The organism is Stenotrophomonas sp. TD3, assembly GCF_001939825.1.
In the GTDB taxonomy this organism is placed as follows: domain Bacteria; phylum Pseudomonadota; class Gammaproteobacteria; order Xanthomonadales; family Xanthomonadaceae; genus Stenotrophomonas.
Genome location: NZ_MOYM01000001.1, coordinates 2,724,126 through 2,747,891, shown reverse-complemented (window position 1 = coordinate 2,747,891; position 23,766 = coordinate 2,724,126). Strand labels below are relative to the sequence as shown.

General features: G+C 64.7%; 21 protein-coding genes and 1 pseudogene. 8 read left to right on the top strand and 14 right to left on the bottom strand.

The window, feature by feature from the left end; translation table 11 throughout:
• Positions 1 to 836 precede the first annotated feature (836 nt).
• The 3 genes from BKE09_RS12680 to BKE09_RS12670 are packed head-to-tail and all read right to left on the bottom strand — an operon-like array spanning position 837 to position 4,221.
• Positions 837 to 1,724 (bottom strand): TniB family NTP-binding protein, encoded by an 888-nt coding sequence (locus BKE09_RS12680; protein WP_049462565.1) that lies wholly within the window; start codon positions 1,722 to 1,724, stop codon positions 837 to 839.
• Positions 1,724 to 3,625, bottom strand: coding sequence for a Mu transposase C-terminal domain-containing protein (locus BKE09_RS12675; protein ID WP_049462566.1), 1,902 nt, complete (start codon positions 3,623 to 3,625; stop codon positions 1,724 to 1,726). Before BKE09_RS12675 ends, BKE09_RS12680 begins: the two co-directional genes overlap by 1 nt.
• A gap of 2 nt (positions 3,626 to 3,627) precedes the next feature.
• The gene (locus BKE09_RS12670) at positions 3,628 to 4,221 is read right to left on the bottom strand and encodes a heteromeric transposase endonuclease subunit TnsA (RefSeq protein WP_049462574.1); all 594 of its coding nucleotides are present in this window, start codon (positions 4,219 to 4,221) and stop codon (positions 3,628 to 3,630) included.
• A 169-nt stretch (positions 4,222 to 4,390) separates the two neighbouring features.
• On the opposite strand from BKE09_RS12670, the pseudogene BKE09_RS12665 reads away from it, so the two are divergent.
• Positions 4,391 to 5,074, top strand: a pseudogene (locus tag BKE09_RS12665) (ATP-binding protein); the annotation flags it as partial.
• Positions 5,075 to 5,198: 124 nt separating this feature from the next.
• Here BKE09_RS12665 and BKE09_RS12660 read toward each other — a convergent pair.
• The 3 genes from BKE09_RS12660 to yidA form a co-directional block, all read right to left on the bottom strand.
• Complete coding sequence (locus BKE09_RS12660) at positions 5,199 to 5,585, bottom strand: hypothetical protein (RefSeq protein WP_075675950.1); 387 nt, start codon at positions 5,583 to 5,585, stop codon at positions 5,199 to 5,201.
• Positions 5,586 to 5,704: 119 nt separating this feature from the next.
• Positions 5,705 to 8,023: a TonB-dependent receptor gene (locus tag BKE09_RS12655; RefSeq protein ID WP_075675949.1), complete on the bottom strand. Its 2,319-nt coding sequence runs from the start codon at positions 8,021 to 8,023 to the stop codon at positions 5,705 to 5,707.
• Positions 8,024 to 8,383: 360 nt separating this feature from the next.
• On the bottom strand, positions 8,384 to 9,217 hold the full coding sequence (yidA, locus tag BKE09_RS12650) for a sugar-phosphatase (protein WP_075675948.1): 834 nt from the start codon (positions 9,215 to 9,217) through the stop codon (positions 8,384 to 8,386).
• A gap of 149 nt (positions 9,218 to 9,366) precedes the next feature.
• On the opposite strand from yidA, the gene BKE09_RS12645 reads away from it, so the two are divergent.
• A complete protein-coding gene (locus BKE09_RS12645; RefSeq protein ID WP_075675947.1) occupies positions 9,367 to 10,029 on the top strand; it encodes an exopolysaccharide biosynthesis protein in 663 nt (220 codons plus the stop codon).
• A gap of 140 nt (positions 10,030 to 10,169) precedes the next feature.
• Here the strand turns inward: BKE09_RS12645 and BKE09_RS12640 are convergent, their stop codons facing one another.
• The 3 genes from BKE09_RS12640 to BKE09_RS12630 form a co-directional block, all read right to left on the bottom strand.
• Positions 10,170 to 11,480, bottom strand: a complete 1,311-nt coding sequence (locus BKE09_RS12640; RefSeq protein ID WP_075675946.1) for a sorbosone dehydrogenase family protein — start codon at positions 11,478 to 11,480, stop codon at positions 10,170 to 10,172.
• The gene (locus BKE09_RS12635; protein WP_014038797.1) at positions 11,473 to 11,913 is read right to left on the bottom strand and encodes a DUF2231 domain-containing protein; all 441 of its coding nucleotides are present in this window, start codon (positions 11,911 to 11,913) and stop codon (positions 11,473 to 11,475) included. The genes BKE09_RS12640 and BKE09_RS12635 overlap by 8 nt, the downstream gene beginning before the upstream one ends.
• A 108-nt stretch (positions 11,914 to 12,021) precedes the next feature.
• Positions 12,022 to 12,432 (bottom strand): hypothetical protein, encoded by a 411-nt coding sequence (locus tag BKE09_RS12630; RefSeq protein WP_240502907.1) that lies wholly within the window; start codon positions 12,430 to 12,432, stop codon positions 12,022 to 12,024.
• Positions 12,433 to 12,684: 252 nt separating this feature from the next.
• Here BKE09_RS12630 and BKE09_RS12625 point away from each other — a divergent pair, with 252 nt between their 5' ends.
• Together BKE09_RS12625 and BKE09_RS12620 are read left to right on the top strand one after the other, a co-directional pair.
• Positions 12,685 to 14,451: a S8 family serine peptidase gene (locus BKE09_RS12625; protein ID WP_075675944.1), complete on the top strand. Its 1,767-nt coding sequence runs from the start codon at positions 12,685 to 12,687 to the stop codon at positions 14,449 to 14,451.
• Entirely contained in the window at positions 14,451 to 15,029 is a 579-nt protein-coding gene (locus tag BKE09_RS12620; protein ID WP_014038800.1) for a hypothetical protein, read from the top strand. Before BKE09_RS12625 ends, BKE09_RS12620 begins: the two co-directional genes overlap by 1 nt.
• Positions 15,030 to 15,159: 130 nt before the next feature.
• Here BKE09_RS12620 and BKE09_RS12615 read toward each other — a convergent pair whose 3' ends face one another.
• Genes BKE09_RS12615 through cyoA form a run of 5 tightly spaced genes read right to left on the bottom strand, consistent with a single transcriptional unit; the run spans position 15,160 to position 19,705 of the window.
• Positions 15,160 to 15,840 carry an SCO family protein gene (locus BKE09_RS12615; protein WP_075675943.1) on the bottom strand — a complete coding sequence of 227 codons (681 nt, stop codon included), beginning with the start codon at positions 15,838 to 15,840 and terminating at the stop codon, positions 15,160 to 15,162.
• Between the two features lie 11 nt (positions 15,841 to 15,851).
• Complete coding sequence (gene cyoD, locus BKE09_RS12610; protein WP_006399830.1) at positions 15,852 to 16,184, bottom strand: cytochrome o ubiquinol oxidase subunit IV; 333 nt, start codon at positions 16,182 to 16,184, stop codon at positions 15,852 to 15,854.
• 1 nt (position 16,185) lies between these two features.
• Positions 16,186 to 16,821 (bottom strand): cytochrome o ubiquinol oxidase subunit III, encoded by a 636-nt coding sequence (cyoC, locus tag BKE09_RS12605; RefSeq protein ID WP_005414759.1) that lies wholly within the window; start codon positions 16,819 to 16,821, stop codon positions 16,186 to 16,188.
• Positions 16,818 to 18,794: a cytochrome o ubiquinol oxidase subunit I gene (gene cyoB, locus BKE09_RS12600; RefSeq protein ID WP_014038802.1), complete on the bottom strand. Its 1,977-nt coding sequence runs from the start codon at positions 18,792 to 18,794 to the stop codon at positions 16,818 to 16,820. The genes cyoC and cyoB overlap by 4 nt, the downstream gene beginning before the upstream one ends.
• A 5-nt stretch (positions 18,795 to 18,799) precedes the next feature.
• Positions 18,800 to 19,705 (bottom strand): ubiquinol oxidase subunit II, encoded by a 906-nt coding sequence (cyoA, locus tag BKE09_RS12595; RefSeq protein WP_049444111.1) that lies wholly within the window; start codon positions 19,703 to 19,705, stop codon positions 18,800 to 18,802.
• Positions 19,706 to 19,888: 183 nt separating this feature from the next.
• On the opposite strand from cyoA, the gene BKE09_RS12590 reads away from it, so the two are divergent.
• The 4 genes from BKE09_RS12590 (at position 19,889) to BKE09_RS12575 (ending at position 23,761) form a co-directional block, all read left to right on the top strand.
• Positions 19,889 to 21,304: a PLP-dependent aminotransferase family protein gene (locus BKE09_RS12590; protein ID WP_014038804.1), complete on the top strand. Its 1,416-nt coding sequence runs from the start codon at positions 19,889 to 19,891 to the stop codon at positions 21,302 to 21,304.
• Positions 21,305 to 21,377: 73 nt separating this feature from the next.
• Positions 21,378 to 21,638, top strand: coding sequence for a hypothetical protein (locus BKE09_RS12585; RefSeq protein ID WP_005411478.1), 261 nt, complete (start codon positions 21,378 to 21,380; stop codon positions 21,636 to 21,638).
• Entirely contained in the window at positions 21,638 to 22,237 is a 600-nt protein-coding gene (locus tag BKE09_RS12580; protein ID WP_075675942.1) for a DUF6436 domain-containing protein, read from the top strand. Before BKE09_RS12585 ends, BKE09_RS12580 begins: the two co-directional genes overlap by 1 nt.
• 9 nt (positions 22,238 to 22,246) lie before the next feature.
• Complete coding sequence (locus tag BKE09_RS12575; RefSeq protein ID WP_075675941.1) at positions 22,247 to 23,761, top strand: PLP-dependent aminotransferase family protein; 1,515 nt, start codon at positions 22,247 to 22,249, stop codon at positions 23,759 to 23,761.
• Positions 23,762 to 23,766: the final 5 nt, after the last annotated feature.

The window sequence follows — 23,766 nt, the reverse complement described above, 5'->3', positions numbered from 1 at the left end:
TACGCTGGGTGAGGTGAAACCGTTGAGCCATGGACAGCATCGAGTACGGCCATCGGCAGACAATCTCATCCAGAAGTTGGAGGTCCAGGTGTCGCTGATGAATCCGCCGAAGCTCGATTCGGTCTCTCGCGTGTCCAACTGCGTCCCAACACCGCACTCTTGCATCCAAGAAGGCTGAAAGCAGGAGGTGCATACCCGCCCCGTACTCCTGGCCGGTTGCCGATAGGCAAGGTTGATAGCGGTGGAGAGCAGGCAGTTGCATCGCCGCGGTGATTGCGCCCTGAGAGTCTGTTGGAATCGCAGCACGGAATGGACTGCTGGTCAGCAGCTGATGGCAATTGACACACCTGCAGATATCCAGCTGTTGCCGGTGGGGTGCCAAAGGCGCATTGCAGTGCGGACAGGCATCACGAAGCAGAAGGCCGTGAACAGGGCAAACAGTCCAATAGGACAGTCGCCAGTGCCTGTCGAAGTATCGCGTCTGATCCAGGCAAACAGGGCAGTAACACAGGCCGTAGCGCGTCCTCGACCGATGGTAGATACCGATCGCATTGACCCACCTGCACACACCACTTCCTCCCAATGTCTCAGTTGGTCCGCCCATACCCATCAGCGTCATTTCTCTGACAGCGGTCAGCTCACAGTCCGTTGCTTGCGCAAGTCGCAGCAGAAGAGACTCGGGTGGGTTGGCATCTATGTCTCGGTTCCATACGTCCGAACCAGGAAAATTCAGCGCGACAAGACTCTGCGCGCTTAAGCCGCGAATCTGTGCCGAACGCGCCAAGTAGGAACTGAGTAGCTCATCAGGCTCCAGAGGTGGCCATCCGGCTCGCATGTCATGTGGCCGCGACCACACCCTGATAATTCTGCTTCAGGCGCTCTTCCGCCTTCAGCACGATCTCAGCGGTAATCCTCTCTTCGCCGGAGCGAATGGCCATTACCGCAGCCTCCTTGATCAAGTACACCGTCCCGCCGATGGCAACACCGCCTGCCTTGAAGATCAGCGGTGCCAACTGCTCGCTGGCAAGCTCCGAAGGCTTGGCCAGAGGCAGCAATTTTTCGTAAGTATTGAGAAAGCCACGGTAGGACCGGTCGTACTGCCACCTGGCAAGCGCAAGCGGCTTGAATCGCGATCGCATCTGGGCATCAAAGGACAGTGCGTTGATTGCAGCCTCTGTTCCAGCGGCAACAATGCTCAAGTTCAAGTCGTTGCTGAGCTTTCGAATCCCGGCCAACACGTCTGCGGCACCCTTTCGGGCATTGACCACATTGTTGAACTCGTCAATGGCCAGCACCCTGGCCTTAAGGTATCGAAGGATAGCCAGCACCTGAGCGTACTTTGACGACGCCGTGTCGCTGCGCCGATGAGTCACAGCACAGGACTCCAGAATCTCCGACCACAGCTGAGACAGGTCCGGGGTGGCTGGCATACCAATGATCACCACCGGCGCATTGGTCGTGCCATCCTCCCTCAGCAAGATGGGATGCCGAGAATGAAACTGCCGGAGGACTGCCGTCTTCCCGTTGTCGCCGCGACCCACGATCAGCCTGCACGGCGGCCGCTGGATCGTTGGGTAGGTGATGATCTGATCCAGATCGTCCAGAACATCTTTTGCGACCGGGTAAGCGATCCATCGATCACTACGGGTGAACTCCACGCGCTCTGGTATCGAGGCCTCCATGTATCCGGCCACCTTCTCAAGCAGATGCGGATACGCGCTCATCAGCTCAGTTCTCCCACTTCAAACACGTCCACCTCGGGATCAAAAAGGTTTGCATCTGGTGCCATCGCAATAGGCGCCGCAGCTGGAAGATTAGCTGGAGATTGACCTGCATCATCGGCCTTACCGGGCTTCTTACTGGGCCGCTTAGCCACCTGACGCCGAGCTGCTTTCGTGCTAGCTGCCGAAGCATCAATGCGTTCTCGGTTGCGTTGAATGCTGCTGAAGATCCGCTCCTCGTCGACCTCCCCCTTGTTCTGCTCCTTGATCAGCCGGGTTGCCTCTCGAAGCTCGGATGCACTGATCGCTGGATGGGAAAGCGTCCTATAAGGAATCGGCGTGTATCGCTCTGCAGCAGGGTCCAGGAAGTAGATCTGGCTGATGTCGCGCGGATCTCGGGCGAACAGGAACTTGCGCTTCTGACCAGGATTGTCGGGCATGGTCGCCCCGATGTAGGGATCCAGTACCGGGTCGTAGTAGAAGACGTTCTCAAGCCGTACGCCCGATCGTTGGACCGTGATGTTGTAGTACGGCAGAAAATCCATGCGCAGTCGATCAACATCCTGAATCATAGGCGGGTAGCCGATGCCAGGTTTTCCCGCACTTCCAAGCACACCCTCTCGCCAGACCTTGGAGGGTGAAGCATCGTTGAGCTGGCTATGGGGTCGCTGGTGGTAGTTGTTGACGATGAACTCCACAAGGTACTGCTCGACCTCCCTCATGGTCAGCGTCGCCTCGGCTTCGGAGTCGTAGCCTTTCCGCTGCTGGGTGTTCGAGAACGTAGCACCAGGTACCTTCTTGAGCTCTGTGGCAACTACACCCATGTAGCGCTCGATGTGCCCCCCGTAGTGCGGCTTCTTAACCGGGCGCCACTGCATGTCTATGCTGTTTGCCTGACAGCCGCGGGTCACCGCCTTACACTTGAACTCCTTGGCGTTGTCGGCATGCAGCGTTCCGATCTGGCCCCAGACAGGCCAATCGCCCTGAACCTCCAAGGAAGCCAGGTAGTCCGTCTTGGGCGTCATCGCATGAGAAATGCACATGGCCACCGAGGTAGCGGACGGCTTGTCCATGGTCACGTAGAGACCGACGACCATACGGCTGTATACGTCAATGGCCAGAGTCAGCCAGGGCCTACCCAAGGGTTGACGGTAGACACTATCCACCACCATAACATCTAGCGGCGTGTGATCGATCTGTACAACGGCCCAGGGGAAGTCTGCGCCCGGAAAAGAACCGCGGATTGGCTCGTAGTTGTCACGCGCCTTGTCGCGGTGGCCGCGGCGACGCAGAGCCATGGCGGGTGAGATCTCCTTAAGTCTGCGCCTGATAGTGCTCGGTGCCGGCGGACTGATCTTTGCCACCTTGCAACGACGCAAGACCTCCTCGACCACTTCCTTTGGCGAGTGGCGCTGCTTCTTTAGATAAATGTCCTCCACAGCGCTGCTGATCACCAGCTCCTGATCAGCAGCAAGGTGCTTCTGGCCCTTCACAGCTCCACGCTTGCGCGGCACCAAGGCCGCTACATGACCTGCATCGTGGTAAGCGGCAAGCCACTTGTAATAGGTGGCTACGTGGACGCCCGCTGCAGCGGCGAGCTTTGCTACCTCAATACGCGTTCTAACCGGGTGGTCAATCATTGGGCGCAGCGCTTCAAACCGCTTCTGCGCGACAGACCACTCTTCCTTTGAGTACTGATGGATAGGAAAGCCGCCGGCGTCAGCAGCCGACTCGGCGGCAACGATGGTCGAGAGTGTCTCAATCCGCAGCTTTGCACTCACGCCTGTGTCCAGATCCTCTGCCAGGACACTGTCGATGGAAAGCATGTGGGTGACCCGATACCTGCGAGGCCCCACGAAGACTTCAGCGCCGGGTTCCACTTTGAAGAAGTTGGAGAGGGACATACTCAGGCGCCCAGTCGAATGGGAGTAGACATCGTCAGCGGCTTGTTCAGATCAGCGATGAGCTCGCCGCGCTCGATCAACTGCCAGAGGGCCGGGATAGCCATGGCCTGCTCTTCGGCTGACCAGTAAGCAGCCGCAAGCAGGGCCTGAGGCGTCGTTGGCCCAAGGACAGAGGCGGTGTACTTCAGTTGCGCCTGCCGGACCAGCAGCGGTTCCATCGAGCGGTAGCGACGAAGGAAGTTGATGTTGGCCAGCGTCGGAGTCCGGATGTGGGTCTCTGTGACGATCTTGAACTGCCAGCCCTGGCGCTTGCAGTGCGCCACCGCCGCCTTGAATCTCGGGCGAAGCTCCTGCCATTCCGCTCGAAGCTGCTCGAGCGGCTTGATCTCGTAGACGCAGGTTCGGACCCGCTTTTCCTCCCGCAGCTCTACCAGGACATCGGGCGTGTAACGCCGCCTTCCGTCCTGGGAGTCGTAGTAGATCGTGAACGGTTGCTCGCGAATTGCCTGCACCAGTGGGTTGAAATCCAGTACGCGCAGCCAGTCTCGCTCAAGCGATGACTCGAAGCCCGCCATGCCTCCATTGGCCAGATTCAGCCTTCCGGTAAGGGCGCGGCGGCTGTTTTTCAAAGGTCGAGCGGGAATGTTGGAGTTCAGTCGCGTCATTGGTGGTGATCTGGTTCGTAGTCGCGTCTATTGTGATATCTAGTCGTGCTAATTTAGGGCGAGCATGATCCAAAGCCCTTGCACTGTAAAGAGCTAAGTCGCGGTAATCGTAGGAAATGACAGCGGCAACCCGCCCTGCCCCGGCGAAATCTCGCTGGCCCATCACGGCGTGCTGTTCCTGGACGAGCTTCCGGAGTGGAACCGCAGTGCGTTGGAGACTCTGCGAGAGCCGCTGGAATCCGGCCACATCCGCATCGCCCGCGCGGCACGCAGCGTGCAGTATCCCGCGCGCTTTCAGCTGGTGGCGGCGATGAATCCCTGCCCCTGTGGCTGGGCTGGCGACCGCAGCAACCGCTGCCTGTGCAGTGATGAGCGAATCAACCGCTACCGTGCGCGCGTCTCCGGACCGCTGCTGGACCGCATCGACCTGCATATCAGCGTTGCGCGCATGGATGCGGTGGAGCTGAGGGAAAGCACGCCACTGGGGGAGCCCAGTGCCGCGGTACGTGCACGGGTGGAAGCCGCCCATGCCCGGCAGCAGGCGCGTGGTGGGCTCAATGCGCATCTGCCGCCGGCGGCGCTGCGAGCGTGCACGAAGCTGAGCGAGGCCGACCAGGATCTGTTGGAGCAGGCCATCGAGCGTCTGCAGCTTTCCGCACGGGCGATGCACCGGATTCTGCGCGTGGCGCGCACGATTGCGGATCTGGCAGGTTGCGATGTGATCCAGACGGCGCATCTGTCTGAGGCGATTGGCTATCGGCAGTTGGATCGGGGAAAGCCTTAGAAATGCCGGTCGGGTTGGCTATTGGTAGAGTCGACCGTTGGTCGACTCTCGCGCGAAGCGCGGCCTTCTGAGAGGTAGATGCGAAGAGCGGTCGACTAACAGTCGACCCTACCAAGGGCAGGCATCAGGCTGCCGAATGCAACCTTCCACGCTTCGCCAGCAACGCCACCCGACGGCTGACCAGCGCATGGAGCTCCGCCAGCTCCGACGCCCGGCCAGCCGTCATGTTGTCGCCGAACAGCACCCGTGACAGTCCCGCCGCGTCGCTGTCCTCCGGGTGCTGCCAACGGTCGCGATAGACCTTCTGGCAGACCAGCCACGCCTGCGGCAGCCCACCGCCGGGTAGCGGGCGGACCACGCGTTCGTAGACCTGCCAGAACTGGTATTCGGCGCGCAGGTCGATTGCAGGCGCCACGGACAGCGCCTGCCGGGGCCGTCCTGGGCCCCGGATGCCGAACAACGGGGTTCGCGGGTTGTGCTGTGCCATGCCGACAGCATGACCCAGCAACATTGTGGGAACCTTGCGTCGCCGCCAGAAAATCCCTGTTGTTTGCGCAAGGCGGGTTTGTAGGCGGATCTGAGCACCTGCCTGGGGACCGCCAAGTGCATCCACGCGTGGCGTGGATCTACTTAAAAGGTCATCGAGGTACTGAACATCAGCTGCCGTGGAGCGCTGCGCTGCAGGGTCTGGTAGTCCCCCGAGAACGACGAGCCGGCGATGGTGGCGGTGCCGATGTTGTGACGGTTGAACAGGTTGCTCACGTCCAGCCGCAGCTCCAGGCCGGGCACTGCGCTGTCGGCACCGAAGCGGTAGGCGGCGTAGGTGTTGACCTGCCAGAAGGTCGGCACGCGGATGTCGTTCTCGTAGGTGAAGGGCTGGCGCAGGTAGGAGGTGCTGGTGGCACCGAAGCGCCAGTCACCGAAATGCGCCGACAGGTCGCTGACCAGCGAGATCTGCGGATAGCCCGGCTGGGCGTTGCCCTTGATCGGGTACACCGTGTCGCCCACCACGAAATCGCTGTCGTAGTACGAACGAGCCACGGCCACGCCCTGGTAGAACTGCAGGTGGTCGGTCAGGTCGGCGGTGATGCCGAGGTCGGCGCCGATCACGTGCATCTTCGGCATCAACCGCACGGTGTTGATCTGCGCGAACTGGGTGCCGATGGCGGCCGACAGCAGGCGGTTGCGGATGTCGTTGTAGAACACGTCGCCGGTGATCGTCAGCCGGTCGAAGCGATGCGATGCACCCACGGTCAGGTTCCAGTTCTTTTCCGGGCGCAGGGTGCCCGCCACGCGGTCGAACTCTTCCTGGTCGGTGATGGTCCATGCCGAGGCGGTGTAGCCGATGTTGCCGCGCTGGGCGACGCGATAGCCGTTCATGGTATTGGCCAGGTCGATGAAGGCATCGGTGGATTCGGTCGGGCTCCAGAACAGCGAGACATGCGGCAGGAAGTTGCTCTTCGCGCGCAGCGTGCCGTTCACCGGCCGGTCCTTGGCATCCCCCAGGCCGCCACCGCTGGTGCGGAAGTCCACGGCCTTGAAGCCAACACCCAGCTTCAGCGTGTCGTTCAGCACGATGTCGTCCTGCAGGTAGAACTGGCGCGAGTGGGTCACCCAGCTCGATGCGTTGTCGGTCTTGAACGCGGGACCGTACACATCGAACGGACCGGTGGCCTTCAGCGGCGGGCCCTCGCCCAGCAGCGGCTGCTGGTACCACTCGGTCTTGGCTGCGGCCTTGCTCTTCTCCTGCCAGAAGCCAGCAGTGAAGATGTGCGCGCCGATCTCGAACTGCAGGTTGAGCATGCCACCCAGCCGATTCACACGTGGCGTCTGCACCTGTTCGGAGAACGGTGCGCCGTTGGGCGACGGCACGGTCGGGTCGGTCAGCGTGGCCTGGGTGTGGCTGTTGGCGTTGTACAGCTGCACGTTGCCGCTCAGCGCCGGGCTGATCTGGAAGCGATGGTTGATCGAGGACACGCGATCGCGGGTGATCTGGCCGGTGTCGTACGGGATCAGTTCGGACAGCTCACCGCAGGTGTAGGCGCCGCAGGACTTATCCGCATTCTCCGGCGAGGCCACGTACCACGCCCACGCATAATCCGGATAGAAGATGTCGGCCTTCCAGCCCAGCTTGCGGATCATGTCGAAGGAAATGTTGTTGTAACCCCAGACCTTGGCCTTGCTGTCGGACAGGAACACGGTGAAGTCGCCCCAGGCAACGTCCTGCTGCAGCTTCAGGTCGCCGCGCAGGAAGTTCTGGGTGCCCTCGCCCTGGTACTTGTCGGCGGACACGCGCTGCAGGTCGACCAGCACTTTCGGGCCGTGCTCACCGAGCTGGCCGCTCTGCCCGGATACGGTGGTGACCAACGTACTGTTGCTGCCCACGCCCTGCTTCACGCGCAGGCTGGGCGTGTCCTGCAGGTCGCGCAGACGATATTCCAGGCTGCCGCCGTTGACGCTGCTGGAGAACACGCTGACCGGTGCGCCACCGGGGCTGACCGTGATCGCGCCGATGCCATCGGGCACGCCCACGTTCACCACGCTGGTGCCGGTGAGCGAGAGGAAGCCGTTGTCGTTCAGCGGCACGCCTTCGAAGGTGATGCCCATTTCATTCATGCGGAAGCCGCGCACGAACAGACTGGTGGCGGAAATATCCAGGCCAAGGCCATCGGTGGCGGTATAGCTCGCGCCCGGCACCTGCTTCAGCATGGCCAGGCCGTTGTTGCCGGTGACCATTGCGTCGAGGTCTTCGGCCTTGATGATGTAGCGGTTCGGGCCGACCACCTGGGTGGGGGCGACGGCGGCGCCGCGCGGGGTAGCGATGACCTGCAGGGCGTTCAAGGTGGTGGGGGTGTCATGTGCTGCGTCGTGAGTCTCGGCGGCGTACACAGGTGCGGTGATGGCCGTGATGATGGCCAGGGCGAGGCGCGTCGTGGGTGGGGTGTTCATCGGCAGATCCAGGTGCAGGGAGAGAGCGGCGCAGGCACACGCCCAGCGCGTTGCAGCACCGGTATCGGCGCCCTGGCTGGCGATGCGATTGCGTTGAAGGAGTGACGGCGCGGTGCGCGCCGGTCAGCAGACGAAGGCGATCATCTGCCGTGGGATTCGGTGGGGTGATTTCGACGAGCGAAATTCTTGCATCGCACTGCCGCATTCGCCATTGCGCCGTGGTACAGCGCCGATGGCGATGGGGATGGGTGGGCTATACGCGGGTATAGCCCCGGCGTGGTGGAGGCTGACCTTGGTCGGCGCTCGCCGTTTGCGTGTGCCAACCAAGGTTGGCACCTACCGGTGCGGCTGGGCGCGCGGTTACTGCAAGACGAAACGCTCAATGGCGCGCGCCACGCCTTCGTCGGCGTTGCTGGTGGTTTCAAACCGCGCCACCGCCTTCACCGCGTCGATGGCATTGCCCATCGCCACACTGGTACCGGCGTACTGCAGCATGGTCAGGTCGTTCTCCTGGTCACCGATGGCCATCACGTTGGTGCGGTCGATGCCGAGGTGCTCGGCCAGCTTCTGCAGGCTTGGCCCCTTGCCGGCGCGATGATCGAACACTTCCAGGAAGAACGGTGCGCTCTTCAGCACTGCGAAGCGCTCGGTCAGTTCGGCGGGCAGGCGCGCGATGGCGGCATCCAGCACGTCGGGTGCGTCGATCATCATCAGCTTGATGAAGGACATGGACGGGTCCATGTCGGCCACGCGGCGGTAGGACAGCGGCATCCGAGAAAGATGCGAGTCGGCCACGGTGTAGTAGCTGATGTCCTGGTTGGGCGTGTACATGCGCTGGCTGTCCAGCGCCTGGAAGTGCACGCCCAGGTCGCGGGCCACCTGCTCGCAGAACAGGAAGTCGTCGAAGCTGAGCGGATACTCGACCACGGTTTCGCGCGTGCCGATGCGCTGCACCAGGCCACCATTGCAGGCGATGCAGTAGTCGTCGTCGCCGGTGATGCCCAGCTCGTGCAGGAACGGCGCCAGGCCGGGAACCGGGCGGCCACTGGTCAGCACGATGTGCACGCCCAGTGCGCGCGCCTGCGCGATGGCCTGCTTGGCCCGGGCGGTGAGCGTGTGGGTGGGGTCCAGCAGGGTGCCATCCATGTCGATGGCGACCAGTTCGATGGTCGATTGCCTGCGGCCCATGTCCATTGCGTTCAACTCGTGCGGGGCACGCCAGTTTACCCCCTCATGCCCGGTTCACCTCTTTGCCCGCGTTGGCCGGGATACTGCGGGAGCCTGTGCGTCCCCCACCGCAGGACGGCCCATTGACCGCCCTTCCCTGGAGAACCTTGCGACGCATGACCTACCGTGCCCCCGAAACCAACGACAGCGCGCCCCTGGCCAAGCAGATCGAGCAGATGATCGACGAGCTGCCCGGCGACCAGGTGAGCGTCGGCACCCTGCTCAGCGCGCTGGGCGATGAGGGCCTGCTGCTGATCGTGATCCTGCTCTCGGCCATCTTCATCATCCCGGTGTCGATTCCCGGGCTGAGTACGGTGTTTGGTGCCTCTATCCTGCTGATCGGCCTGAGCCGGGTGCGCAACCGCCCGCTGTGGGTGCCGCAGAAGCTGGCGCGCCGCGAGATCGCCACCGACAAGCTGAAGGCCAACCTGGGTCGTGCGCTGAAGTGGGTGCACCGCATGGAGCGGTTGTCGCGGCCGATGCGGCTGGCAGTGATGGTGCGCTCGAAGAAGATGATGCGCCTGAACAACCTGATGCTGGTGTTCGCGACCCTGCTGCTGATGGCGCCGGCCGGGCCGATTCCGTTCAGCAACACGCTGCCGGCATTGGCGCTGATGTCGTTTGCGATTGGCTTCATCCAGCGCGATGGTGCGGCGGTAGCGGCTGGTTATGGCTTCGTGGTAGCCACGGTGGTGTATTTCGGCGTGCTGCTGGGTGGCGTGGGGTTTGCTGCCGAGTCGGTGTTCAGCGGGCTGCGCGCGGCGCCGTCGGAAGTGTAGCGCCGGGCCTATGCTCGGCTGCTTTCGGCCTTTTGTAGAGTCGAGCCATGCTCGACTGCTGCTGGCAGAAGCAGTCGAGCATGGCTCGACTCTACAAAGGCCGGATCCACAGCAGTCGAGCGTGGCTCGACGCTACAGAGTTACTTGGCGGACACCCGCCACACCACATCACCCACGTCGTCGGCCACCAGCAATGCGCCCTCGGCATCGATGGCCATGCCCACCGGCGCGCCCATCAGGGTCTTCTCGTCCTTCGAGGCGAAACCACTGACCACCGTCTGCGGCCGCCCGGTCGGCTTGCCGTCCTTGAACGGTACGTAGACCACTTCGTAGCCACTCAGTGGTGAACGGTCCCAGCTGCCGTGTTCGCCGATGAAAGCGCCGCCGTGGTACTGCGCCGGCAACGCCTGGCCGGTGTAGAACAGCAGGCCCAGCGGTGCCACGTGCGAGCCGATGGCGTAGTCGGGCACGATCGCCTTGGCCACCAGGTCCGGCCGCTGCGGCTGCACGCGCTCGTCCACGTGCTGGCCGTAGTAGCTGTAGGGCCAGCCGTAGAAGCCATCCTCCTTCACCGAGGTGAGGTAGTCCGGCACCAGGTCGGCACCGATCTCGTCGCGCTCGTTTGCCACCGCCCACAGCTTCCCGGTGCTCGGCTCCCAGTCCAGTCCGGTCGGGTTGCGGATGCCCGACGCAAAGATGCGGCTGCCACGGGTGGCCACGTCCACTTCCAGCACCACCGCACGGCGGTACTCGACGGCCAGGCCGTTCTCGGTGATGTTGCTGTTGGAACCCACGCCCACATACAGCTTGCTGCCATCACGGCTGGCCAGCAGTTCCTTGGTCCAGTGGTGGTTGATGGTGCTGGGCAGGTCGGTGAACTCGCGGCCCTTGTCGGACATGCGGGTTTCACCGGGCACGTAGTGGTACTGCACGATGTTGCCGGTGTTGGCCACGTACAGCGTGTCGCCGATCAGCTGGATGCCGAACGGCGAATGCAGGCCTTCGATGTAGACATGCTGGGTCCAGGTGTTCGTGCCCGGCGTGCGGCGCAGCAGGGTGACCCGGTTTCCGCCCTTGCCGGCCTTGCCCGAGCGCGCCTTCACCTTGCCGGCGATCCACTGCTTGGGCGTGGTGACCGGTTCTTCACCGGGGCCGTTGCCTTCCACCACCAGCACATCGCCATTCGGCAGGGTCAGCAGCCGCCGTGGATGCAGCAGGTTGGCGGCGATGCGTTCGATCTTCAGGCCGTCGGCCACGGTGGGCGACTGCCCCTCGGCCCAGCCGACGCCCGTGGGCACCTGCATCGGCGGCATCAGGAAGTTCTTCGGTGCCGGCAACGGCGGTTGTGCACCGGACTGGTCAGCGGGATGGTATTCGGCCTTGCCGGCACAGGCCGACAGCATCACGGCCAGCGCCAGGGCGCCCACGGTGGGCAGGATGTGCTTAGCCATGACGACCTCCCTGCAGCACCGGCGGCTGCATCGACAGCAGGATCAGGCCCAGGGCGATCAGGGCCACGGTCAGCGCCGACAGGATCGTGCCCGGCACCGCGACGGCATAGGCATCGCGGCTGTGCACGAAGGCATTCCAGATGGCCAGCACGACCGCGACCAGGTTGAGGAAGAAGTCAATGCGGTCGATGCGGGTGGCGGTGCCGTTGCGGCGCCAGACCGCGAACAGGTTGATCAGGCGCGGAATGATGGCGATCAGCAGGCCGAAGGTGATCAGCCAGGCGGCGGCCTTGCCCCACATCACCTCGGCGCTGTTGAGATAGATCGCGTCGAAGATCAGCGCGCCGACGAAGAAGCCGAAGGGTATCGGGTTCAACAGGCTGAACAGCGTGGTGCCGAGGCCGCGATGGGCCTGGGCGAGCGGATTGACCATCATCGTGCTCCGTGCGGAAGGGTGCACGGGCTGTAGTAGCACAGCAGGATGTGAGGGCGCGCGATGACGCCGGGATGGGATTGCCACGCCCGCCGGACGGGCACCGCGCTACGCGGATTCGTCCTCGCGCACCTCGTGGAAGGGCAGCATCGTCTCGAAGCCGAATTCGTGTTCCATGCTGGTGCGGACCAGGCCGCCAATGGCGTAGCGGCTGGTGTTGGCATGCACGTCTATGCCACCGGGCAGCCACTCGGTGCGCAGATGCAGCGTCTCTGCGCGTCGCATGACGATCCGCTCCTCCTGCAGCAGCGCGCGACGGTGCTTCTTCATCAACAGGCGCAGCGGTTTCACCGTGGTGATGCCGAATGCTGCCAGCTCGGGCAGCAACTCGGCGATATCGGCATCGTCGCCATAGTCGTGGCTGCGCGTATGCACGGCCAGCACCACCTTGCGGATGGCGGCAACCGAGAGCGGGGTCTGGTCTGCGCGCGCACGGCCGCGCAGCCGTTCGTTCTTCATGTGTGTGGTCATCTGCAAGTGGTTCTCCCTGTTTCCCACGAAACAAATTCAACCGCGCGAAGATGGCGTGAAGATGTTTGTGTGCACTGTCATAACCAGACGTACTAAGTGTTTGTGACGCAATTGGCACATCTGCAGATTGCCTGTGTGAAGAGGTAGGGGGTTGTTCGTTGTGTCGCGTTTGGCTCGTTGCGATGGGGCAGTCCCGCCCCGCCGTCCTGCCATGCCGATTCACAACAGAAGGATTCGTGTATGAAGCGACACACGCAACGCTCCGCGCCACCGCGCTCCGCGCGCCTGGCCCTTGCCACTGCCCTGGTGCTGGGCAGCCTGGCCGCCACCGCCCAGGCCCAACAGGCCGATCCACTGGCGGGCATCCAGTGGCACCTGCTCAACACCGGGCAGACGGTACCGGCCGACACGCTGCCGGTGGCCGGCAACGATCTGAACGTGGATGGCCTGTTCCGCAACGGCATCCGCGGCCAGGGCGTCACCATCGCCATCGTCGATGACGGCCTGCAGATCGCGCATCCTGACCTGGCCGCCAACGTGGCGGCGGTGGCCGGCAAGAACTTCACCAACGGTTCGAACGACCCCACCCCCACCAACCCGGATGTCGACAACCACGGCACCATGGTCGGCGGCATCGCCGGTGCGGTGGGCGCCAACAACCTGGGCGTGCGCGGTGTGGCCCCGGCAGCGACGCTGAAGGGCTTCAATCCGATTTCGCGCTCAGCCCTGGGCAACCAGCAGAGCAACATCGAGTACGCCTGGTGGGATGGCGCGGAATCGGCCGACGTGCAGGTGTTCAACAACAGCTGGGGCGCCGGCCCGGGCAATCCGAACCTGCCGCTGGCGTACAGCGAAAACACGATTCGTTCGTACGAGCAGGCACTGTCGGGCACGCGTGGTGGCCGCGGCGGCATCTACGTGAAGTCGGCCGGCAACAACTTCAACAATGCCTCGATCAGCCAGACCCAGGATGTCTGCACCACCGACACCAAGAACCGCAACACCGGCTGCGTGCCGGCCGGCCGCGATCCGCGCAACAACCTGTTCAACGTGATCACCGTAGGCGCGGTGCGCGCCGATGGCGTGCGCTCGTCGTACTCCTCCACCGGCTCGGCCCTGTGGGTGTCGGCCTTTGGCGGCGAGTACGGCCTGCAGGCGCAGTACGCCCCCGGCCTGGTGACACGCGCCTACGACCCGGCCATCGTCACCACCGACGTGATCGGGTGCGCGCAGGGCAGCAACAAGAACACCAACCGCCAGAACACGCTGGACAGCAACCTGTCGGCCATCGACAGCACCTGCAACTACACCGCCAAGATGAACGGCACCTCGGCGTCGGCGCCGATGGTCTCGGGCGTGGCGGCACTGGTGCTGGAAGCCAATCCGAACCTGTCCTATCGCGATGTGAAGTACATCCTGGCCACCACCGCCACCCGCAACCACCCGAACCAGCCGGCGGTGACGCTGGCCGACGGGCGCACGCTGGTGCCGGGCTGGACGGTGAATGCAGCCAACCGTGCCTACAGCAACTGGTATGGCTTCGGCGTGGTCAACGCTGCGCGTGCAGTGCAGGTCGCCGAGAACTTCCAGTCGCTGGGACCGCTGGTCGACAGTGGCTGGCGCAACACGACCCGTACCGTGGCCATCGGCAACACCTCGGCTGCCGCCGCACGCCTGACCTTCCAGTTGGCCAACGGCGCGCGCAACATCGAAAGCGTGCAGCTGGGCTTCCGGGTCAACCACCGCAACACGCGCCAGCTGCAGTTCGTGCTGGTGTCGCCCAGCGGCACCCGCAGCGTGGTGCAGCCGGCGTTCACCGCGATCGGTTCGGGCACGGGTGGCGCGCAGAGCAACTTCACCAGTTGGGACCTGCTGTCCAGCAATGCCTTCCTGGATGAGAATGCCAGCGGCACCTGGACGCTGGAAGTGACCGACATGGGGCAGGCCGCGACCGCTGCATCGCGCGGCAACCTCGAATTCTTCAAGATCCGCGTTCTGGGGCACTGATGATGAAGACGACCATTCTGTTGAGCACGCTCGCCTTCGCGGCGATGACCTCCCCTGCCTGGGCACAGAGCTCGGGGCAGACTCCTCCGGCCAGGACCCTGTCGACCGTGGATGCGCAGGAACTGAAGGCGTCCGCTACCGGCCGCTCGTTCGATGTGGGCGGCACGCGCTTCCAGCTGTCTCCCTCGACCACGGTGAAGCAGGCCAGCGGCGGCCAGTTCACGATCACCCCGCAGGCGGCGGCGACCACCAGCTCGCGTACCAAGCGTTCGCTGGATAGTGCAGCGGCTGCGCCTGCTGATGCCGGTGCCGGCAAGTTCGCGGCAGCGGTCTCCCGTGACGGAGCGCCGGTGGTGGCGACGTCGCGGGTCAAGGTGTTCTTCACCGATGCAGCCTCGGCCCAGCGCGCGGCAACCGCCACCGGTGGCACCGTGGTGAAGGTTTCCAAGGCTTCGGGCCAGGCCATCGTGGAGTACCCGTCGGTGAACGCGGCGCTGGATGCGAGCACCAAGCTGCTGTCCACCGCCGGTATCCGCGCCACCGAGCCAGACGTGGTGCAGTGGGAAGAGACCAAGTAAGGCGTTGAGTGGTGCCCCTGGCCGGTTGGCTCTCCTGGCCGGCCGGGGGATTGGTGTGTGGGGGTGTGCCGACCAACGGTCGGCACCCACCAGTTTTCCTATGTCGGCCCCCAACGGGGCAGAGGTGGCGTCAGCGGGCGGCGAGTGTGTCGCTGTGCCTTGGGCTGCAGCTGGCCAGCGGACCATTGCCGGTGGCCGGATGGCCGGGCTCGAGCAGCAGGCGCTGCACGTCGGAGAACAGCTTGTCCACCGGCATGCCGTACGGCGCGAACAGGCGCAGGCGGCCCTGGCGGTCGAACACGTAGCCGCCGGCGATGTGGCTCATGGTGTAGGTATCCGGCACCTGGCCGGGCTCTTTCTCGTAGAACGCCTTGAAGTCGCTGGCCATCGCTGCCAGCTGCGCTTCGTTGCCGACCAGCGCGATCGCCTTGGGGTCGAACGCTTCGACATAGGTGCGCGCGACCTCCGGCGTGTCGCGGGCCGGATCGACGCTGACGAACACCACCTGCAGCTGATCGGCATCCTTGCCCATCAGGTGCTTCACCTGGCTCAGCTCGACCATCGTGGTCGGGCACACGTCCGGGCAGCTGGTGAAGCCGAAGAACAGATAGGTCACCTGCCCCTGCAGGTCGTTCGGGCCACGCACGGTGCCGTGGCTGTCAGGCATCGACCAGTGCTGGCCGAGTTCTTCGCAGGCGATGTCCTTGGAATAGAAGTCCATGCGCGACTGCGCGCTGCAGCCGACCAGCAGGCCGAGCAGCAGGCCTGCGGCCAGCCGCAGGCCACGATGGGGGAACGCAATGCCTTTCACGGTTCGCAGGCTCAGTTGATCATCATGTGGTAGTGCATGCTCCAGATGATCCAGACCGACAGCGCGACGACGATGAACAGGATCACCAGGGTGAACACGAAGCTGGCCAGGTTCCAGCCGCCTTCGGACTTGCGGTCCATGTGCAGGAAATAGACCAGCTGCACCAGGATCTGCGCCACCGCGAAGCCGACCAGCAGGAACAGCGTGAGCGGCCGCGACAGCACCGGGTTCATCACCAGTGCGAACGGCACCACGGTCAGCAGCGCGCACAGCACGAAGCCGATCAGGTAGGACTTGGTGGAGCCGTGCGCATTGCCGGCGCGCGAGGTTTCGACGTGGGCCATGTCAGAAGGCTCCGATCAGGTAGACGAAGGTGAAGACGCAGATCCACACCAGGTCCAGGAAGTGCCAGAACAGGCTCAGGCACGACACGCGGGTGATGTTGGTCGGGGTCAGACCACGGCGGTAGACCTGGTGCATCACCACCGCCATCCAGATCAGGCCACTGGCGACGTGCAGGCCGTGAGTGGCGACCAGGGCGAAGAACGCCGACAGGTAGGCACTGGTGCTCGGGCCGGCGCCTTCGTGGATCAGGTGCGAGAACTCGTAGATCTCCATGCCGATGAACGAAGCACCGAGCACGAAGGTCACGCCCAGCCAGCGCAGCACTGCCGAGGTGTCGTGGCGATGCATCGCCAGCACGGCCTGGCCGTAGGTAATGCTGGAGACCAGCAGCAGGAAGGTTTCGGCCATCACGAACGGCAGCGAGAACAGCTCCTTGCCGGTGGGGCCGCCGGCGTAGGCGGTGCTGAGCACCGCGTACGAGGCGAACAGCGAGCCGAACAGCACCAGGTCGGACATGAGGTAGACCCACATGCCGAACACCTTCATGCCGCCCTGTTCGTGGCCATGGTCGTGTTCGTGGTGGTCCTCGTGCGCCTGCGTATCGCTGGCCAGCTCCGGGCGGGTCAACAGGTTCATGCGCGTACCTCCTTCAACTTGGCCAGGCTGGCCGCTTCGGTGCGCGCCACCTCTTCGGAACTGACGTAGTAGTCCACGTCCTCGTCGTAGGACCGCACGATCAGGGTGACGATCATCGCGATGAAGCTGGCCGCGGCCATCCACCAGATGTGCCAGACCAGGGCGAAGCACAGCACCAGGATCCAGATGTTGAGGATCAGCGGCACGCCGGTGTTCTTCGGCATGTGGATCGGTGCGTACTTCTTCGGCGGCGGCGGCAGGCCGCGCTTCTTCGCTTCGTGGAAGGCATCCAGCTCATCGGCCTTGGGCACCACGGCGAAGTTGTAGAACGGCGGCGGCGACGGCGTGGCCCATTCCAGCGTGCGTGCATTCCACGGGTCGCCGGTCAGGTCCAGGTTGCGCTTGCGGTCGCGCACGCTCACGTAGATCTGCACCAGCATCAGGATGATGCCCGCGAACACGAACAGCGCACCGATGAAGGCGGCGATCAGGTACGGCGTCCACGCCGGGTTGTCGTATTGGTTCATGCGGCGGGTCATGCCCATGAAGCCGAGCATGTACAGCGGCATGAAGGCCAGGTAGAAGCCGATCACCCAGCAGGCGAACGACCACTTGCCAAGGCGCTCGTTGAGGGTGAAGCCGAACACCTTCGGGAACCAGTAGGCGAAGCCGGCCAGGTAGCCGAACAGTGCGCCGCCGATGATGGTGTTGTGGAAGTGGGCGACCAGGAACAGGCTGTTGTGCAGCAGGAAGTCCGCGCCCGGGATGGCCAGCAGCACGCCGGTCATGCCACCGATGGTGAAGGTGACCAGGAAGGCGATGGTCCACAGCATCGGCACGCTGAACTCGACGCGGCCACCGTACATGGTGAACAGCCAGGTGAAGATCTTCACGCCGGTGGGAATGGCGATGATCATCGTCATGATGCCGAAGAAGGCATTGACGCTGGCACCGGAGCCCATGGTGAAGAAGTGGTGCAGCCAGACGATGAACGACAGGATGCCGATCGCCAGCGTGGCGCCCACCATCGACTTGTAGCCGAACAGCTTCTTGCGCGCGAACGTGGCGGTCACTTCGGAGAAGATGCCGAACGCCGGCAGCACCAGGATGTACACCTCCGGATGGCCCCAGGCCCACACCAGGTTCACGTACATCATCGGGTTGCCACCCAACGTGTTGGTGTAGAAGTTGAAGTCCAGGTAACGGTCCAGGGTGAGCGCACCCAGCGCCACGGTCAGGATCGGGAAGGCTGCGATGATGATCACGCTGGTGACCAGCACGGTCCAGGTGAACACCGGCATCTTCATCAGGGTCATGCCCGGCGCACGCATGCGCAGGATGGTGATGAACAGGTTGACGCCGGTCAGCAATGTGCCGATGCCCGAAGCCTGCAATGCCCAGATGTAGTAATCGACACCGACCCCTGGACTGAACTCGATGCCCGACAGCGGCGGATAGGCCACCCAGCCGGTCATGGCGAATTCGCCAACACCCAGCGAGATCATCATCAGCGCGGCGCCGACCACGAAGATCCAGAAGCTGAAGGCGTTGAGGAACGGGAACGCCATGTCGCGTGCGCCGATCTGCAGCGGCACGATGATGTTCATCAGGCCGACCACGAACGGGGTGGCCACGAAGAAGATCATGATCACGCCGTGCGCGGTGAAGATCTGGTCGTAGTGCTCCGGTGGCAGGAAGCCATCACTGCCCGGGCCAGCCGCCGCCAGCTGCGCGCGCATCATCAGCGCATCGGCGAAGCCACGCACCAGCATGACCAGCGCCACCACCACGTACATGATGCCGATCTTCTTGTGGTCCACGGTGGTGAACCAGTCACGCCACAGCGGGCCCCACAGCTTGAAGTACGTCACCGCGCCGAGCAGCGCGAGGCCACCCAGCACCATGGCCGCCAATGTGACCACGACGATCGGCTCGTGCAGCGGCACGGCCTCCCACGTCAATTTACCCAACATGTTCGTTACTCCTGGGAAACCTGGGCACCGCCGGCAGCACCCGCCGGGGTAGCAGCAGCGGTGTTCTCACCGACGCCGATGAACTGGTCGATGACCTTCTTGAACAGCAGCGGTTCGACGCTGGAGAAGTGCTGCACCGGTGCGTTCTTCGACGGTGCGGCCAGCGCCTTGAACTGGTTGAAATCCAGTGCCTGCGGTGCGCTGCGCACCTCGGCCACCCAGCGCTCGAACTCTTCGTTGCTGCTGGCGGTGGCGATGAACTTCATGTTCGAGAAGCCATGCCCGCTGTAGTTGCCGGACATGCCACGGAACTGGCCGGGCTCGTTGGCGATCAGGTGCAGCTGCGTGCGCATGCCGGCCATCGCGTAGATCTGCCCACCCAGCTGCGGGATGAAGAAGGTATTCATCGTCGAGTTGGAGGTGATGTTGAACGCCAGCGGGCGGTTGGCCGGGAAGTTGAGCTGGTTGACCGTGGCGATGCCCAGGTCCGGGTATACGAACACCCACTTCCAGTCGGTGGCGATCACGTCCACGTGCAGCGGTTCACCGGCCACGTCCAGCGGCTTGTACGGGTCCAGCTCGTGGGTCGACTTCCACACGATCACCGCCAGGCCGGCAATGATCAGCAGCGGCACGCCCCAGACCACGATCTCCACCTTGGTGGAGTGCGACCAGTCCGGCGTGTATTTCGCTTTGGTGTTGCCGGCACGGAAGCGCCAGGCGAATACGAAGGTCAGCACGATGGCCGGTATCACCACGATCAGCATCACGCCGATGCAGATCAGGATCAGGTCGCGCTGGGCGAGCCCGACCATGCCCTTCGAATCCAGCAGCACCCAGTCACAGCCCGACAGGCCGACGCAGGCCAGGGCGACCAGCGCCAGGCGGATGCGGTTCCAGCAGATATTCATTGGAGGTCAACCCTGTTGAAGAAGCGCGCTTGACCGGCTCGCCTGCGCGCAGCGCCCGGGCGTGGAGCGGCTACACTGTGGGTACGAGGTCGCCTACAAAAAGGCGAACCACTCCAATCAAGCCCATACAAGATACATCATTGTATGGACTTGTGCATATGCACGTATGGAAAAAACTGACCGATGACACCACCTGCCGCCGGCCGCCGCCTGAAACACCCCAATCGCACCTGGGTCCGCCCCTTCCGCGAGGGCGCCGGCCCGCTGTACCTGCAGATTGCCCAGCAGGTGCGCGAGGCGGTGGACGATGGGGTGCTGCGCCCGGGCGACCGCCTGCCGCCGCAGCGCGACCTGGCCCAGCAGGTGGGCGTGGACCTGACCACGGTCACCCGCGCCTTCGCCGAGCTGCGCCAGGCCGGCCTCCTCGACGCGCAGGGCGCCGGCGGCACCTTCATCGCGCTGTCGGCCGGCAACCGCAGCACCTCGGTCGACCTGAGCATGAACATCCCGCCGCTGCTGGGCAGCGCGCCGTTCGCGCAGGGCATGGAGGCCGGTTTCCAGCACGTCGGCCAGCAGCTGGGCCAGGGCGAACTGATGAGCTACCACGTCGGTGCCGGCACCCGCGAGGACCGCGCCGCCGCCGTGCAGTGGCTGGCGCCGATGCTGGGCACGGTCGGCGCCGACCAGGTGGTGATCTGCCCCGGCGCGCAGACCGCGCTGTGCGCGCTGATCCTGGCCCGCACCCAGCCGGGCGAGCTGATCGCCGCCGAGCAGCTGACCTACCCGGGCCTGCTGGCCGCCGCGCGCGTGCTGCAGCGGGGCGTGGTGCCGGTGGCGATGGACGCCGAAGGCATGCTGCCTGAAGCGCTGGAAGAGGCCTGCCAGCTGCGTCGCCCGCGCCTGCTGTACCTGGTGCCGACCATCCAGAACCCGACCACGGCGACGATGTCGGCACAGCGCCGGCAGGCGCTGCTGGCGGTCGCGAAGCGCCACGATCTGACCGTGATCGAAGACGATCCCTACTGGTTGCTGGCCGGGGACGCCGCGCCGCCGCTGGCCGCACACCGCGATGCGGGCTGCCCGGTCTATTACATCTCCACCCTGTCCAAGTGCCTGGCGCCGGGCCTGCGCACCGCCTACCTGGTGGTGCCGGCCGGCGAGCCGATGGAACCGGTGCTGGACGCGCTGCGCGCGATCGCGCTGATGCCGACCCAGTCGATGGTGGCGGTGGCCTCGCAGTGGATCCGCAGTGGCCAGGCCCAGGACATGGTGCAGCGCTTCCAGCAGGAGCTGCGCGAGCGCCAGGCGATTGCCGCGCAGTACCTGCCGTCCCGCGCGCGGGCGCACCCGGCCGGCCTGCACGTGTGGCTGCCGCTGCCGCCACGGCTGGACCAGTACCGGCTGATCCAGGCCGCGCAGGAACAGGGGCTGGGCATCGCCAGCTCGGACGCCTTCAGCGTGGAAGAACCGCCACCGGGCAACGCCATCCGCCTGTCGCTGGGCGGCGCAGTCGACCAGGGCGCGCTGGCCGGGGCGCTGGCCAAGCTGAACGAGATCCTGTCCGAAGCCCCCGAGGCACGCCACAACGCCATCGTCTGAACGGGGCGCATGGCGCTTTATCCATACAAGATGATATTTTGTATGCAATGTATGGATAAAGGGACGTGCCCCGATGCGCGCCGAGAAACTGAAGTTCCACCTGGTGATGGCCGGCTGTGGCGGCTTTGTGGTGCTGATGCTGGCGGCGCTGGCCTGGGTCTGCCTGCAGCCGCAGACCGTGGATGTGCAGGCCGCCGAGCGCCACGCCATCGAACAGTGCGTGCAGCGCAGCGAGGATCCGTCCCGCAGTGAGATCCAGCGCCGCGCGCAGGCCGATTCCTGCCGCGAGATGCGCAAGCAGTACGTGCACAAGTTCGGCCGGGAAGATTCCTGATGGGCGCAGCCGCGCCGCGTCGCCGCTGGCTGCTGCCGACGATGATCGCCCTCGCCTGCCTGTTCATGGCCGGCGTCGCGGCTGCGCTGTGGCAGTACTTCGGCTATAGCGCGCAGTCCACGTTCACCGAACAGGCCATCGTCTTCGACGACTCGCAGCTGCGCCTGCCGGCCGATCTGGCCGGTGATACCGGCCGCATCCGCGTGGTGCACTTCTGGGACCCGGCGTGTGCGGTCTGCAACCGCGAGACCGGCGCGCACCTGAGCTACCTGATCAGCATGTACCGCCGCGCCGGCATCGACTTCTATGCGATCCGCCGCCCCGGCACCCAGGGCGAGCTGCCCGAGCCGCTGCGCAACAAGGTGATCAACCTGCCGACCATCGACGGCATCGAGCACATTCCAGCCAGCCCTGCCGTGGCGATCTGGGACCGGCAAGGCCACCTCGCCTATGCCGGCCCGTACAGCATCGGCATGGTCTGCAACTCGGCCAACAGCTTCGTCGAACCACTGCTGGACAAACTGGTGCGCGGCGAAACCGTGCGCCCGAAAGGACTGCTTGCCGTGGGCTGCTACTGCCCCTGGCAGGCCAAGCGCTGAGGACGCGCAATGACATCACTGACGCTGGCCGGTGCGGCCGCCGCAAACAACAACGGCGGTCACCTGTCCGAACCGACCGATGGTTATGGACAGGCTCCCGCCGTTGGAAGCAACGATACGCCCCGACATGCTCCGTACATGCCGCGACCGGATGTCGCAGCCCGCGAATGGGTGCAGGACGTGCTCGCGCACAACGGGCCGATCTACCTGCGCATCGTCAATTCGCTGGAACGCACGGTGCGCCGCGGTGGTCTTGCGCCAGGGCAACGCCTGCCCTCGCAGCGCGCGTTGGCACAGCAGCTCGGCGTCGACCTGACCACGGTAACGCGGGCCTTCGATGAAGCACGCAAGCGCGGCCTGATCGAGGCACGCGGTCCGCAGGGCAGTTTCATCGCACCGCCCAAGGCTGGCTTCGACCAGGTGGTGGACCTGAGCATGAACGTGCCGCCGGTGCCCGATGCTGATGCGCTGGCCGAGACCCTGCGCCGCGGTGCCGCCGCCGTGCTTGCGCGCAGCAACGCGCCGAACCTGATGACCTACCACCTGGGCGGCGGCAACCCGACCGACCGCCACGCGGCAGCACGCTGGCTGCAGCCGATGCTGGGCGCGGTGGACGATGCCAGCTTGTTGCTGACCGAAGGCGCGCAGGTGGCGTTGGCCGCCGTCCTGGTCAGCCAGGGTCGCGATGGCGACGCGATCCTGTGCGACACGCTGGTCTACCCGGGGCTGCTGCAGGCCGCGGGGGCCCTCGGCCGGCGGCTTGTACCGGTGGAATGCGATGAGCACGGCATGTGCCCCGAGGCACTGGTGCGGCAGGCACGCGGGAGTGGCGCGCGGTTGGTCTATCTCAATCCCACCTGCCAGAACCCGACCGCGCTGACGCTGTCGTTGCAGCGCCGCGAAGCGCTGGCGCGTGTGCTGGAATGCGAAGGCCTGCTGGCGATCGAGGACGATCCGTACTGGCACCTTGCCGAAGAGACGCCGATACCGCTGGCAACGCTGGCACCGCGTCATGTGTTCCACGTGGCGACGCTGTCGAAGGTGATCAGCCCCGGCCTGCGCACCGCCTTCGTGCGCTGCCCGAGTGCCGCGCACGCCGAGGCGATGGCGTCGGCCCTGCGCGCCACCCGGTTGATGGGGCATCCGCTGGTGGCGGCGCTGGCAAGCCAGCTGCTGCTGGATGGTTCGGCACAGTCACTGCTGGCGCAGGTGCGCACCGAGGCACGCGAGCGCATGCGCATGGCGCGGTATCTGCTGGCACCGTCGTTGCTGCAGCGCGCCGAGGGCCTGCATGCCTGGTGCCGGGTGCCGGCGCCGTGGACCGATGCCACGCTGGTGCGTACCGCACAGCTGCAGGGGCTGGCGATCGCTCCTTCATCGGCGTTCTGCCCGCCGGGGGTGCAGCATCAGAACGGCGTGCGGTTGTCGTTGGGGCTGGCGGCGGACCGCCGGCAGCTGGAAAGTGCGTTGCGGCGGATTGATCGGTTGCTGTTGTCGGATGCGTTGCCGTCGATCGAGCGGTAGGCGGG